This is a genomic window from Pedobacter steynii, assembly GCF_001721645.1.
Lineage (GTDB): Bacteria > Bacteroidota > Bacteroidia > Sphingobacteriales > Sphingobacteriaceae > Pedobacter > Pedobacter steynii_A.
Map to the genome: position 1 here is coordinate 1,576,587 of NZ_CP017141.1, position 14,118 is coordinate 1,590,704.

General features: G+C 41.6%; 15 protein-coding genes. 3 read left to right on the plus strand and 12 right to left on the minus strand.

The window, feature by feature from the left end:
* Positions 1 to 3 precede the first annotated feature (3 nt).
* The 8 genes from BFS30_RS06460 to BFS30_RS06490 all read right to left on the minus strand — a co-directional run bounded on the left by BFS30_RS06460 (position 4) and on the right by BFS30_RS06490 (position 6,642).
* A complete protein-coding gene (locus BFS30_RS06460; RefSeq protein WP_069378531.1) occupies positions 4 to 534 on the minus strand; it encodes a YceI family protein in 531 nt (176 codons plus the stop codon).
* Positions 535 to 620: 86 nt separating this feature from the next.
* On the minus strand, positions 621 to 1,208 hold the full coding sequence (locus tag BFS30_RS06465) for a Crp/Fnr family transcriptional regulator (protein WP_069378532.1): 588 nt from the start codon (positions 1,206 to 1,208) through the stop codon (positions 621 to 623).
* An 18-nt stretch (positions 1,209 to 1,226) separates the two neighbouring features.
* The gene (locus tag BFS30_RS27715) at positions 1,227 to 1,385 is read right to left on the minus strand and encodes a FeoB-associated Cys-rich membrane protein (protein ID WP_157262884.1); all 159 of its coding nucleotides are present in this window, start codon (positions 1,383 to 1,385) and stop codon (positions 1,227 to 1,229) included.
* Between the two features lie 50 nt (positions 1,386 to 1,435).
* Positions 1,436 to 2,623, minus strand: a complete 1,188-nt coding sequence (locus BFS30_RS06470; protein WP_069378533.1) for a hypothetical protein — start codon at positions 2,621 to 2,623, stop codon at positions 1,436 to 1,438.
* Between the two features lie 2 nt (positions 2,624 to 2,625).
* Positions 2,626 to 3,459 (minus strand): type 1 glutamine amidotransferase, encoded by an 834-nt coding sequence (locus tag BFS30_RS06475; protein ID WP_069378534.1) that lies wholly within the window; start codon positions 3,457 to 3,459, stop codon positions 2,626 to 2,628.
* A gap of 3 nt (positions 3,460 to 3,462) precedes the next feature.
* Positions 3,463 to 4,566: a carboxylate-amine ligase gene (locus BFS30_RS06480; RefSeq protein WP_069378535.1), complete on the minus strand. Its 1,104-nt coding sequence runs from the start codon at positions 4,564 to 4,566 to the stop codon at positions 3,463 to 3,465.
* A 27-nt stretch (positions 4,567 to 4,593) separates the two neighbouring features.
* On the minus strand, positions 4,594 to 5,706 hold the full coding sequence (locus BFS30_RS06485; RefSeq protein ID WP_069378536.1) for an ATP-grasp domain-containing protein: 1,113 nt from the start codon (positions 5,704 to 5,706) through the stop codon (positions 4,594 to 4,596).
* Between the two features lie 231 nt (positions 5,707 to 5,937).
* Complete coding sequence (locus BFS30_RS06490; RefSeq protein ID WP_069378537.1) at positions 5,938 to 6,642, minus strand: esterase family protein; 705 nt, start codon at positions 6,640 to 6,642, stop codon at positions 5,938 to 5,940.
* A gap of 175 nt (positions 6,643 to 6,817) precedes the next feature.
* Here BFS30_RS06490 and BFS30_RS06495 point away from each other — a divergent pair, with 175 nt between their 5' ends.
* Positions 6,818 to 7,642 carry an alpha/beta hydrolase gene (locus tag BFS30_RS06495; protein ID WP_069378538.1) on the plus strand — a complete coding sequence of 275 codons (825 nt, stop codon included), beginning with the start codon at positions 6,818 to 6,820 and terminating at the stop codon, positions 7,640 to 7,642.
* Positions 7,643 to 7,653: 11 nt separating this feature from the next.
* Here BFS30_RS06495 and BFS30_RS06500 read toward each other — a convergent pair whose 3' ends face one another.
* Positions 7,654 to 8,319 carry an oxidoreductase gene (locus BFS30_RS06500; protein WP_069382323.1) on the minus strand — a complete coding sequence of 222 codons (666 nt, stop codon included), beginning with the start codon at positions 8,317 to 8,319 and terminating at the stop codon, positions 7,654 to 7,656.
* 233 nt (positions 8,320 to 8,552) lie between these two features.
* Here BFS30_RS06500 and typA point away from each other — a divergent pair, with 233 nt between their 5' ends.
* Positions 8,553 to 10,355: a translational GTPase TypA gene (gene typA, locus BFS30_RS06505; protein WP_069378539.1), complete on the plus strand. Its 1,803-nt coding sequence runs from the start codon at positions 8,553 to 8,555 to the stop codon at positions 10,353 to 10,355.
* Between the two features lie 135 nt (positions 10,356 to 10,490).
* Entirely contained in the window at positions 10,491 to 11,207 is a 717-nt protein-coding gene (locus tag BFS30_RS06510) for a 3-ketoacyl-ACP reductase (protein ID WP_069378540.1), read from the plus strand.
* A 53-nt stretch (positions 11,208 to 11,260) separates the two neighbouring features.
* Here the strand turns inward: BFS30_RS06510 and BFS30_RS06515 are convergent, their stop codons facing one another.
* Genes BFS30_RS06515 through BFS30_RS06525 form a run of 3 tightly spaced genes read right to left on the minus strand, consistent with a single transcriptional unit; the run spans position 11,261 to position 14,048 of the window.
* Positions 11,261 to 12,001, minus strand: coding sequence for an AAA family ATPase (locus BFS30_RS06515; protein WP_069378541.1), 741 nt, complete (start codon positions 11,999 to 12,001; stop codon positions 11,261 to 11,263).
* Positions 12,002 to 12,010: 9 nt separating this feature from the next.
* Positions 12,011 to 12,760: a glycosyltransferase family 2 protein gene (locus tag BFS30_RS06520; RefSeq protein ID WP_069378542.1), complete on the minus strand. Its 750-nt coding sequence runs from the start codon at positions 12,758 to 12,760 to the stop codon at positions 12,011 to 12,013.
* Between the two features lie 16 nt (positions 12,761 to 12,776).
* Positions 12,777 to 14,048, minus strand: coding sequence for a glycosyltransferase family 4 protein (locus BFS30_RS06525; protein WP_069378543.1), 1,272 nt, complete (start codon positions 14,046 to 14,048; stop codon positions 12,777 to 12,779).
* Positions 14,049 to 14,118: the final 70 nt, after the last annotated feature.

The following is a 14,118-nucleotide window of genomic DNA, read 5'->3' on the forward strand; positions in this document are numbered from 1 at the left end:
TTATCAGGCTTGTTTTACGAATTGTAATTCGCCTAATATTTTTACTTCCTCACTCACCATTACGCCACCTGTTTCTAATGCTGCATTCCAGGTTAAACCGAAGTCTGTTCTGTTGATTTTACCATTCAGGGTAAATCCAGCTTTAGTGTTTCCCCATGGATCTGTAGCAATACCACCAAATTCTACATTTAATTTTACCGGTTTGCTGGTTCCTTTAACATTCAGGTTCCCATGTAAAGTATAGTCATCACCATCTTTGCTCAATGAAGTAGAATCAAATGTGATTTTCGGGAATTTCTCTGCGTCAAAGAAATCTCCGCTTTTTAAGTGGTTGTCCCTGTCTTTATTACCCGTATCAATAGAGTCGGTCGCTGCATCAAAAGAAACCTGTGCATTGTGGAAATCATCTGCTTCAGAAGTTAATGAAGCATTTAATGTTTTTAAGCTACCGGTTACGGTAGTGATCATTAAGTGTTTTACTTTAAATTGTAGTTCACTATGAGTTGGGTCTAATGCCCATTGTGTAGTTGCCATAATATTTTTTTAAGTTGTTTTCTTGATTAACAACACAAAATTACGGCAACAATATCAGGCAGACATTGATGTATGGTAAGAAAGACTTATATCTTAAAATGCTTATGTGCCAGGTCCTTACGAACCCTGCTCAACGACTCTGGTGTGATACCCAGATAAGAAGCGATCATCCATTGTGGAACCCTTAGCGTCAGGTTGGGGTAAAGCTGGATAAAGTTCAGGTATCTTTCTTCTGCCGGGGCACTCAACAACATATTGATCCTTTTTTGCATAAACCGAATGGAATTATGCAGCATGGTATTGTTGAAATCGTACATACAGGGAACATGCTTTGCCGCATCATCGATAAAAGCTTTAGGCATAACGATCGCCTGTGTTGCTTCTATTGCATCGATAAAAAACTCTGAGGCTTCATTGAACATCCCGTTACGGTCAGACATCCACCATTGTTCCGGTGCAAACTGGATGATGTGTGTTTTTCCTTTGGCATCTATAGAATAGCTGCGTAATAATCCATCCAGGACAAAATAACCATGAGGAGAAACTTCTCCTTTCATCAGGATCATTTCATTCTTATCAAAATTCTTAACCTTAAGCTTCCCCGAGATCAGGTCAAACTGCTCATCTGTTATGGCTACTTTCTTTTGTAAATAGAGTTTGAACTGTTCAATCATAAAGGATATAGATGAAATCTATTTCTTGTTAGGTTCTATATTGGGAAAATCTACACCGCATTTACAGTTACTGGCACAGCCCCCGGTTTTGGGAGATAAAGACCGATATATCATGCGGCCGATATAAAATATCGCCGCAATAAAAAGAATAACGACTAAAATGGTTTGAGTGTCCATATTACAAAACTAATTAAAGACCGCTTTAGGCAGGTCTGTTAAATGTAATTTTACTTTTCCATCAGGCCAACTGTTCCGCCAACCCAATCAAAATCCTTATTGTAGCGTACGCCAATCATTTTTCCTCTGCTCAGACGTGCCAGATTAATGCATAGCACCGGTTCTTTCCCTTCTGCCCATAAATACATCAGCCTGATTTCTACCTTAACCCCTCCATCAGGAGCCTGAACCACCGGCTCATAATTTACTTTTCTTTGCAAAATCCAGTTTTCGGGGTCTGAAATCTCTTCAATATCCTTCTTTTTTACATCAATAATCACACCCATTCCTGCAAATGAGAACAGCGGTTTCAGGACGTAATTCTCCAGATCCGAAGGAATGGTGTCCAGCTGATGAAGGAAGAACGTTTCAGGAACAAACTCACTCTTCAAAAAAGGCATGGTGTATTTGCTGATTCTATAGAACCAGTTTGGATGGGTCACCCATTCGATATCCAGCTCTTCCCTTGGGTCAAAGCTGTCTTTGAACAGGCCGGTGTTGCTACCAATTTCATCAAATATCAATCGGTTATAAATTCTTTTTAACCTTATTTTCTGACCGTTCTGCTCGTAATAAAGATGCTTTCCCTCTTTTTTGATATCGCTGAGGCTGAGTATCTTTATGCCCAGGTATTGCGCTGTAACCAGAAAATCAATTGCAGTTTTCTGGTTTGGTGCATCGATATCCATCAGGGCAACTTCATGGGGCTGATGAGTTCCCAGAATGACTTCTTTGAGTAAGGTAATGTATGCTGCTTCATCTATCCCGTCAAAATAGGGGGTCAGTTGTTCAGAAAGCGAGTAGGCTTTTTTATAAGTCTCCCCCAGATGAGCCTGAAACCCGTACAGTGAAGGAAAGCCCTGCATTTCAATCAACTTAGGGATAAGGTTCCCCTGTTCATCCTTACAGATGCCAAAGTCGAATGTTAAAAAGTGGGGTTGTCCATTTTCTGCAGGAACCCTCCAGTTCAGGGGGATAGATTTTTCTGTGAGTTGCTTAAAATCGGGCTGTTGAATGAGCTTTACAATTTCGGCACCGGCAGCAACCAGCTTTTCTTTTAATGTTTCCGGAATGAATACAGGCGTCTCTGCAACCCGGAACGGGATCCCGGCAAAACCTTCTTCCAGCTCTTCCAGAAATCCCTTGTATTTTTTCTCAGAAAAATGTTCATTAAATGATGCTCTGTAGCTGCTAATCATAATTATGCTTCCTGTAAGGCGTTTAAAGCCTCATTTAAAAAGTTGGGTAAAATCACGTTTCTGGTTAGGGTAATCCGGTTTGGATCATCTACACTCTCCAGCATATCGAGGTATTTCTCCTCTCCATGATTTTCAATAATTGCTTTTTTCTTGTCTTCCTGCAGCAGGTATAACTTCATGCCAACAGGATCTGCTTCCGGATGAAATTGTGTTCCTATAATTTCCTTTGTAAACCTGATGGCCATTACACAGCGTTCCAGATCCACATGCGGGCGTTCTTTTTCCAAAGCCAGGACCTGTGCTTCTGTATTAGAGAAAAAGACATCTTCAGGATTGATCACCTGCCAGTCTCTGCTATCTACGGTATAGAAAGGATTCGGAAGGCCATGGAATACCATTTCATCTTCGCCTTCTTCGGTCAGGTAAATAGGGAAAATACCAAAAGCTGTAGAGCGTCTTCTGATCACTTTCCCTACTCCAAATTTCCGACAGGCCATCTGGAAAGAATGACAGATTAAAAAGGCATGTTTCTTTTGATGTTCATTTGAAGCATTAAAACTTTCAATATCGCCGAGCAGTGCAAAAAAGTCATTTTCCCATTTCTGACCTTCTCCATCAAAAGGACTTCCAGGGCCTCCGCTTGAGATATAGATGTCATATCCGATATCCGGGATTTCTCCTTTTTGTCTCAGATCAAACACCTCATAAGATAACTCAACCGACATTTCTTTCTGATAACGTGACAAGACTTCCTGTATCCCACGCATCCCCTGGTTGGTTACCCCATTGTTCATATCAATTACGGCGACCCTAATCTTATTTCTATCCCTTATCATATTCTATTTTGCACCTATTAACGTTTGAGTGGTGATGTAGTCTACCACCGCCTCAAAGTTACCATTTTGTTCGTAAACAGCCAATTGCCTGTCTGCGCCGGTGCCGTGTTCTAAAATTTTATGGACATAATTGATGTCATCTCTGCAGCCTAATTCGTCTACTACATCGTCTACGAAGTCCAGTAATTCCAGTACCAGGTTTCTGCAGTTAACCTCCATTTCCTTTCCAAAGTCGATCAGATTTCCATCTATGCCATACCTCGCAGCACGCCATTTATTTTCATTGATTAAGGCCCTGGAGTAGCTGATAAATTTCATGTTTTGCAACCTGAGCTTATATAATTTTGCACATAAGGCCTGGAACAGGGCTACAAAAGCCATCGTCTCATCAATCAGCATCGGACAATCGCAGATGCGGAATTCAATGGTTTCAAAGAAAGGATGTACCCGGATGTCCCACCAGATCTTTTTGGCGTTGTCAATGCTATTGGTTTTAATCAATAGTTTCACATAGTTATCATAATCTTCGATGCTATTGAAAATATCAGGGATCCCAGTTCTTGGAAACTTATCAAATATCTTCGTCCGGAAGGATTTATATCCGGTATTTCTGCTTTCCCAGAAAGGAGAATTGGTAGACAAGGCGAAGACATGAGGCAGGAAATAACGCACCTGGTTTGCAATGTGTATGGCCAGTTCCCTGGATTGAAAACCCACATGTACATGCAGGCCAAAAATCAGGTTTGAACGGGCTGCTTCCTGCAGTTCGTTTACGATTTCACTGTATCGCGGATGTTCTGTAATCAGTTGTTTCTCCCAATGTGAAAAAGGGTGGGTGCCTGCCGCACCAATCCGTAAGCCTTGTTCTCCCGCCAGTTGAGAGACGGTATAGCGCAATTGAGAAATCTCTGCACGTGCCTGCTCTGTATTTTTGCAGATTCCTGTACCTACCTCTACTACGGCCTGGTGCATCTCTGCCTTTACCTGATCCTTATGTATTTTTTGTGCGGCCTCTACGATCTTTTGATCATGTGAGGTCAATTCGCGTGTTACAGGATCGACAACCATGTATTCTTCCTCTACACCAAGCGTAAAATCATTCATCATATTCTTATTCCCTCTGTTGATCCCTTGTTACTTCTTTGCTGTACTTGTTTTTTTAGCTTTTGCCGGAGCCTTTTTTGCTGGTGCTTTCTTTTCTGCCACCACTTTTGCAGATATTTTCTTTTCTGCTGTCACTTTCGCGGGCGTTTTCTTCTCCGCTGATGCTTTTGCTGCCGGTTTTGCTTTTCCAATCAATGGAACATGATTCGCCGACGTCCTGATGTATTCTCCCCAGGTCAGGTTATCCTGTCCGCTTACATGTGATTTTGCACGTTCTATCGCATACCTTGCTGAAGTTTCCACCACCCATTCAAAATTTTCCTCTCCTACACTGGTTACTTCTGCGTCTGGCGCCGGATTGCAAAAATCAATGGCATAAGGAATGCCGTCGCGTACTGCAAACTCTACGGTATTGAAATCGTACCCCAGGTATTGGTTCAGTTGTAAGACATAATCATGGATGGTTTGTAGTAATTTTTCGCTGGAAGGGCCTTTTTCCACTACATAACGCAGGTGTGCAGGGTTTCTGGGTTCATATTGCATGATTCTCACATATTTTCCACCGATACAATAACACCTGAAATATTCATCGAATTCAATTTCTTCCTGAAGCATCATCACCGTTTGTTTGGTCTGGCTGTGCTTTTCGAAGAAATCTTCTTTATCATGCAGCTTGTAGACTTCTTTCCATCCGCCGCCATCAAAAGGTTTCATGTAGGCCGGGAAACCGGTATATTCAAAGATTCCGTCCCAATCCATAGGGAAGGCGAGGTTGCTGAACGATTTGTCTGTGGTGTCATCAGGCTGATCATAAGAAGGGATCAGGGCTGTTTTAGGCACCGGTACTCCAAGTTTGACTGCTAAAGCATTGTTGAAAAACTTTTCATCAGCGCTCCACCAGAATGGGTTATTGATGACTGCCGTTCCCGTTATTGCCGCATTCTTTAACGCTGCACGATAAAAGGGAACATCCTGCGAAATCCGGTCAATAATGACATCGTAGCCCAGGGGTTCCGACTGAAATATTTTATCAATGCTCACGAACTCTGCTACGATATCTTTTCCAGCAATTTCATTTACACGTTTTACAAAGGCTTCTGGAAAAGATCTTTCCATACCGAATAAGATTCCGATTTTTTTCATTTGTTTATATTTTTCAAGGGTAATAGGTTGTTCACTATCTTATTTTAAATCTGGTTTATGTTACTGTTCTCTGGCCTCCTACGTAGGTTTTACCCTGCAAGGTTATCGGTGTTTTCCTGTTCTTTTTTGGTTTTGTTTTCGAATCCCCTATGATTCTGATTGTATTTTACTTCCAATATAATGCTGAAACAACAAAAGCGGCTTAATGTTCTGATAAATTGTACTTTATGTTTACAATTTTGACAGGTACTCCGGGAACATTTGCCGCCATATGGGCCAGTCATGATCTGCATTTTGCCGTACATCGAGCCAATGTCCGATCCCTTTTTCCGTTAAAATACGGGAGAGCCTTTCATTGTCTCCTCGGCACATATCCCGGTCTGATGTTCCTAAAATTATTTTCATGTTCCAGAGCTCGCTGTTCTGGTCGTGGGGCAGGTAATCTACCGGATTATTGAAATAAACATCATCATTGTAAAAACCGTCCAGTTGTCCGCGGATGTCAAAAGCCCCGCTCATGCTAAACATATGGCTCACGAGCCAGGGATGCCTGAAAGCGAAATTTGCAGCATGGTACCCTCCGAAACTACAGCCCGCTGTAATAATTTTATCATGTCCTGTTTCGTGTCTTGCCATAGAAGAAACTTCCTCCAGCAATAACTGATCATACCAGATGTGGTTTTTTACCCGGTCTGCAGGAGGAACATCTTTATTATACCAGCTTTGTTTATCGATGCTGTCTACACAGTAAATCTTAACTTTTCCCTCGTCTATAAAGTGTTGTACAGATTCGATTAATTTGAAATCTTTATTCTCGAAATACCTCCCCATACTGGTCGGAAAGAGTAGTATCGGATAACCACTTTGCCCGAAGGTCAATAGCTCAAAATCCGCGCTTAGATTAGGACTATACCATTTTTTATACGCTTCAACCATATTGCGAAAATTAGCTGCTTTAAGGTATAAAAAACTATTTTCAAACCCAAAGGAATATTTGCATTTCTTTCTATAAATCTGGTCGTTAGCTAAAAAATATCAATACTTATGAAGATATTTTCTCAAGAATAGTACCTTTGCAAACTATTTGTGAGAAAGGGGAAATTGCCGCATTATGTATACTACCATGTTACTTCCGGAAGTGATCAGAACTAAAAACATCATCAAATCATCCAGTTTAAAAAGAGAAGTAGAGCTTGAAATCTTTACGCCTGATAATCTATTGGGAAATGAGACCTTAAACCTGTTGATTTTAAATGATGGTCAGGATGTAGAGGGATTGGAACTGGAATCCACTTTGAACAATTTGTATGGTGCCCATAAAATTGAACCGCTGATTGTGGTTGCTGTAAAAGCTTCCAAAGATCGTGTTCAGGAATATGGAGTTGCCGGTGTTCCGGATTTTCTGGGTAGGGGCAGCATGGCGGTTTCTTATACTGATTTCATCATCAGTGAGCTGATTCCTTTCGTGCAAGGCGAGGTGGCTATGCCTATAAACGGGAAACGAGCTTTCGCCGGATGTTCTCTGGGTGGGCTTACTGCATTTGATATTGCCTGGAATAACGACAATTATTTTGATGCGGTAGGGGTGTTTTCCGGATCATTCTGGTGGCGGAAAAAAGACCTGAAGGACGGGTATACCGATGATGATCGCATTCTTCATGAGATGATCAGACAAACCAGCGGAAAACCGGCGCTTAAATTCTGGCTGATGACCGGGACCGAAGATGAGACTGCCGACAGGAACCGCAATTATATCATAGATTCTATTGATGATACCATTGATGTGATCAAGGTCCTGATGGAAAAGGGATATGAGCGTCCGGAGGATATTGCCTATTATGAAATGGTGGGAGGTAAGCATGAAGTGCCAACCTGGTCTAAAGCAATGCCTGCATTTCTGATCTGGGCTTTTGGCCGGAAGACCTACACGTTGTAATCAGGAACTGTTTATATTTTATTGCTGATCCGCTCTATTTCATCAGAAGGATAAATGAAGGTTCCTGAGTTTTCTTCCAGGGATTTCTTCAGCATTGCCAATGCTACTTTTTCTGTTTTAATACTTCTGTACTTTCTGAGTGAGCCGATAAGCAATGGGTTTAAAAGCCTCATCGTTATCGTTGCGAAATTTTCTGCAAAACGCATTTCCTTCCTGTTGCCATCAAGTAATGAAGGTCTGTAAATATGGATGCTTTTAAAAGGGATTTTCTGCAGGTCGCGTTCCACTTCTCCTTTTAATCTGGAATAAAATATACGGGACTTAACATCGGCACCTAATGCCGAAACCAGGTGGTATTGTGTAGCCCCGTTCTGCAACGCGATTTTTGCCACATCAAGCGGGTACCGGTAATCTATTTTTTTATACTGTTCCAGGTTGGGGGTTTTACTTTTTGTGGTTCCCAGACAACAAAAAACAACATCTCCCTGTATTTCATCGCTATAATCACTCAGCCTGTCAAAATCTACCATCAGCTGTTTCAGTTTTGGATGTGCCGTGTCCAGCTGTTTCCGCCCTATGGTTAATACTTCCCTGTAATTGTTGTCGGCCAGCAATTGTGTCAGTAAACTACTGCCGGTTAATCCGCTTGCACCCAGTAAAATTGCCTTTTTTCCCATTTTATATTTTTGTTGAATCAGTTGCCGGCTCCTGGTCTGAACCAGGCATCGGGATGTTTCAATACTTCCGAAAATAAGGATTAACCGGTGCAACATCAACAGAGAATAGCAATAAAATGGTCATAACGATCAGATTATAAAAAGCCCGGTTATTTTTCAGAATTTGCTCTTAACTAATTGATTGATATGTCGATAATAAACTGTATCTTTGCGCAAAAATTTACACGCATTTTATGCAAAAAATAAGAAATATAGCTATCATAGCCCACGTTGACCACGGCAAAACTACACTGGTTGATAAGATTTTACACTCTTGTTCCATCTTCCGTGATAACGAACAATCGGGAGATTTAATACTTGACAACAATGACCTGGAACGTGAACGTGGTATTACCATCGTTTCCAAAAACGTATCCGTTAGGTATAAAGATGTAAAAATCAACATTATTGATACCCCTGGTCACGCCGATTTTGGTGGTGAAGTAGAACGTGTATTGAAAATGGCTGATGGAGTATTGTTATTGTGTGATGCGTTTGAAGGTGCAATGCCTCAAACCCGTTTCGTAACACAAAAAGCTTTGGCTCTAGGTTTGAAACCAATCGTAGTTGTAAATAAGGTAGATAAAGAAAACTGTCGCCCTGAAGAGGTTTACGAGCAAATTTTCGAATTGTTCTTTAACCTTGAAGCTACAGAAGACCAGTTAGACTTCCCTGTAATTTATGGTTCATCTAAACAAGGATGGATGAGTACTGACTGGAAAGTGCCTACAACAGACATCTTTGCTTTATTAGATGCAGTGGTAGCAAACATTCCTCCGGCACCAACAAACGATGGTACTTTACAAATGCAGATCACTTCTTTAGATTATTCATCTTTCGTAGGTCGTATCGCAGTTGGACGTGTTCACCGTGGTTCTATCAAAGAAAACCAACCGGTTACTTTGATCAAACGTGATGGTAAAATTGTAAAATCAAGAGTAAAAGAATTATATACTTTCGAAGGTTTAGGAAAAATCCGTGCTACTGAAGTAAAATCAGGAGATATCTGCGCAGTGGTAGGTATTGAAGGTTTTGACATTGGTGATACGATCGCTGATTTTGATGCACCGGAACAATTGCCGGTAATCAAAATTGATGAGCCTACAATGAACATGTTGTTCACCATCAATAACTCGCCATTCTTCGGTAAAGAAGGTAAATTTGTAACGTCTCAACGTATCAAAGAACGTCTTTACAAAGAGATGGAGAAAAACTTAGCCCTTAAGGTAGTAGAAACTGAATCTCCGGATGCTTATTTAGTATATGGAAGGGGTATTCTGCATTTATCAGTATTGATCGAGACCATGCGTCGCGAAGGATACGAGCTTCAGGTTGGACAGCCACAGGTAATCATCAAAGAAATTGATGGTAAAAAATGTGAGCCGGTTGAAACTTTGATCGTAGATGTACCGGGTGAAGTTGCTGGTAAAGTAATTGAATTGGTAACACAACGTAAAGGTGAGTTGCTGATCATGGAGCCTAAAGGAGATTTACAACATTTAGAGTTTGAAATCCCTGCACGTGGTATCATCGGATTGAGAAATAACGTGTTAACTGCTACAGGTGGTGAAGCGATTATGGCACACCGTTTCAAAGCTTATGAGCCTTGGAAAGGTACCATTCCTGGAAGATTAAACGGAGTATTGGTTTCTATGGAAAAAGGTACAACAACTGCTTATTCTATCGATAAATTACAGGATCGTGGCCGTTTCTTCGTAGATCCGGGTGTTGATGTTTATGAAGGTCAGATTATGGGTGAGCACATCCGTGATAATGACTTAGTAGTTAACATTGTTAAAGGTAAAGCTTTAACCAACATGCGCGCTTCAGGTACTGACGATAACACCCGTATTGCTCCTGCTATTAAATTCTCTTTAGAGGAATGTATGGAGTATATCCAGGCTGATGAGTACATCGAGGTAACTCCGGTAAGTATGCGTCTGCGTAAAATCCACTTAACTGAAGGTGAACGTAAGATAAAAGGTAAAAATTTCTAGTAGTCAAACCGGAATATGGATATTAAAGCCCGCAGGTATATACCTGCGGGCTTTTTCTATTTATAAGTCATAAGTCCGAAAATCATCCCGGATGGCCCTCTTTTTTCTTAATTTTGCCGCTTAATACGAAATAACATGGAATCATTGAAGGGAAAAAGTGCCATCATTACTGGTGCAGGAAAAGGAATCGGAAGAGCAATCGCGATTGCTTTGGCACAGGAAGGTGTTCAGATCGGCTTAGTAGCGAGAACGGCCGCCGACTTAGAAAAGGTAGCTCAGGAAATTGCTCAGTATGGAGTTAAAACAAGCATCGCAACTGCAGATGTAACCGATGTTGACGCCGTTAATGCAGCAGTATCTGCCCTGAAATCTTCACTGGGTCCCATTGATATTCTGATTAACAATGCAGGTATTGCTGCTTTTGGTTCTTTTATGGAGCTGGAGCCGGCAAAATGGGAAGAAATTATAAAAGTAAACCTGTTAGGCCCGTATTACGTTACACGTGCGGTGTTCCCGGAGATGATAGAAAGAAAAACAGGAGATATTATTAACGTTTCTTCAACTGCCGGTAAAAACGGAGCTGCGGTAACCAGTGCTTACAGCGCCTCCAAATTCGGCCTGATAGGCATGTCTGAATCTCTGATGCAGGAAGCCCGTAAGCACAATATTCGTGTGAGCACATTGGTGCCGAGCACGGTCTCTACAGATATGGCAAAGGACCTTAAATTAACTGATGGAAATCCTGACCGCGTGATGCAACCGGAAGATTTTGCAGAACTGGTGGTTGCGCAATTGAAACTTAACCGCAGGGTATTTCTGAAAGAAGCAGGATTGTGGTCTACAAATCCCTAATCTGTTCCCGATATCAATAAATAATCTCCCGATGCTGCAGACATCAGGCTGATCTATTCAAACAGAAAGCGGAAATAGGCATCGGGATTATCCAGGAAATTCTTCGTCAGCTGATAATGTTCGGTGTCTTTATATCCGATTTCTTCCAGTCCGCTATCTCCAAAACTGAAAATGGTTGAGCCCGGATAACAAAGCAGCATAGGAGAATGGGTGGCAATAATAAACTGGGCCCTGCCGGATTGTTCCAGTTTATGGATGATCGACATGAAGGTCATCAGCCTGTTGGGAGAGAGTGCAGCCTCAGGCTCATCCAGAATATAAATGCCGTTTCGAAACTGGTTTTGAAACAGAGACAGGAAGGATTCCCCATGAGATTGTTCATGTAGTGATTTGCCACCGTAGGCATCCAGGATACTCCCGTCGCTTTTGGCAAGCTCATCGATATAATCCGCAAAATTGAAGAAGCTCTCTGCGCGCATGAAAAAGCCATTGCTGATGCGCTTAGGGGTCCATCCCAGGGTGATTGATTTACTGAGCGGCGTATGGTAGCCATCATATCCCTCTACTTCTTCCGCATGTGCCGTCTGATGGTTGCGATTTCCTCCACGAAGACTAAAACCACATTGATCTGCAATGCCTTCCAGTAATGTGGACTTCCCCGAGCCATTTTCCCCTACAAAGAAAGTTACATTATCGCGCAGCCTGAGTGTTAAACCATCCCTGAAAGCGGGAATAGAAAAAGGGAAGCTGTTGATGCCTGTTTTCGGAATGCTGATATGGGAAAGGAAAGGCATGAAAAATGATTAATCATTGGTTCTGCGGTGGCGGATATAATATTGCGCCAGGTTAATTGCAATGAAAATATGGTTGATCAGATTGGGAACAAGGCCGTAATATTTAGTGAAAATGCGGAAGCGCTCTTTCAGACTGGCCAGGTGTTTTTTCTTGGAAACCCCACCCACCAGATATTTTGCAACATAGCTATGGGTATTTACAATGCTGGATGCATTTTTTGCTGCCCTGATGATCCAGTCGATATCAGAACTGTATTTATATTCCAGATTAAAAGGCTCGGCCAGACTGCGTTTTACATAAATCGCCTGGTGACTGATGCTCATTCCATATTTAAAACTCTGCCAGTCGAAATTTTCAGGAGAATGATGTCTTCTTTGCCCCAGGCTTTCCCAGCGCTCATTAAACATTTCAGTTTCTCCATAATAAATGTCTGCTGCGGCGGCCGTCTCAAATACTTCAGCAACCGTTACCGGTGAATAGATCTCATCTCCCGAATTCATGAACAGCACATAATCTCCGGTCGCAATAGACAGACCTTTGTTCATGGCATCATAAATCCCTTTGTCGGGCTCAGAAATGAACTGGGCAAGTCTTGATTTATATTTATAGATGATGTCTTTTGTACCATCCGTAGAAGCCCCGTCAATCAGAATGTATTCTATATTCTGATAGGTTTGGTTTAACACAGAAAGCATGGTGCGCTCAATATCCTTTACATTGTTATAAACGATGGTAATGACACTTAGCTTTGGTTGCATGAGATAAATCTAAAAATTAGCGCGGCTGTAAATTAATAAGGGATTGATACAATAATAAGTGTTTTTCTGCAATAACAGATTCAGAGAATTGAGTTAATATGGTTCTTCTCGCTTCTTTTTGAATTTCCGGAGCATTTTCATCGTGATACAGCCATTCTATACCGGTTGCAAGATCCTCCGAAGATTTATACTCTGCCAGATATCCATTCTCCAGATGTCTCACCATATCCGGAATCCCACCCGTTTTAAAGGCCACAACGGGAGTGGCGCAGGCCAGGCTTTCCATTACGGTATTGGGCAGGTTATCTTCCAGTGAGGGCGTGATAAATACGTCTGCAGCAGAATAACACTTGGCCAGGTGACTGTCATTGCTGATGGTTCCCAGAAAAGTCGTTTTAAACGGGAATTTCGGCATGTCCGCATTGTCTTTATTTCCAAAGATCACGAGTTCTATGTTTTCTTTGATAATTCCCGGTCTGGTGGCCAGGTCATTCAGGGCATCAATAAGATAAGAAGTTCCCTTATGCTTATCGTTCTTTGAAGGCATAAAGCCGCTCATCAGGACAAACTTATCCGGATTAATCTTTAGCACTTTTTTTGCCTCTGATTTTACATAGGGCTTGAAAACATTGGTCTCAATTGTATTGGGAATAACCGTAACCTCACGGGTTCCCAGTAAGCTGCTGAATTTTACGGATTCGGCCATCCAGTTGCTTGGTGCCACAATATGACAGTTGAGCTCTGAATAGGCCTTTTTCTTGCGCAGCCAGGTTTTATGCGAAAAATCATCCTTTCCACTGAACCTTAATAAAGGACAGGAACCGCATTCCTTATGGTAATTCTCACAGGAATAGCGAACATGACAACCGCCGGTAAAGGCATTGCTATCATGGAAAGTCCAGACTACAGGCTTTTCCAGTTCGTCCAGCTGGGCGAGGAATTTGGGAGATAAAAAACCATGGTTAATCCAGTGTAAATGAATGATGTCTGCTTCTTTTACTTTGGGGTGTCTGATCACGGAACGTCCAAACCATTGTAAGGAGAAAGGTGTTTTCAGGGCTTTTGAAAATAATTTAGATAAATAGCGTTCCGATAGGATACTGAAAACAGCTAAAGCCTTCTGAAATGGATTTTTGCTAAAAGTATCCGTTAGCTTACTTTCCTTAAACTGAAAGTAGACCATCACATTAGAATCGATATCATGCGCTTTTAAGGCGTCGCTCAACCGCAGACAAGCCCTTCCGGCACCTCCGTTCCCTTCGTATGTATTTAAGTGTACTACTTTCAATTTATCAAATTTATCTATTATTTTGAACCATTGTTAAATTCTTATGTATTTTCGTTGGTTCCGACGAACC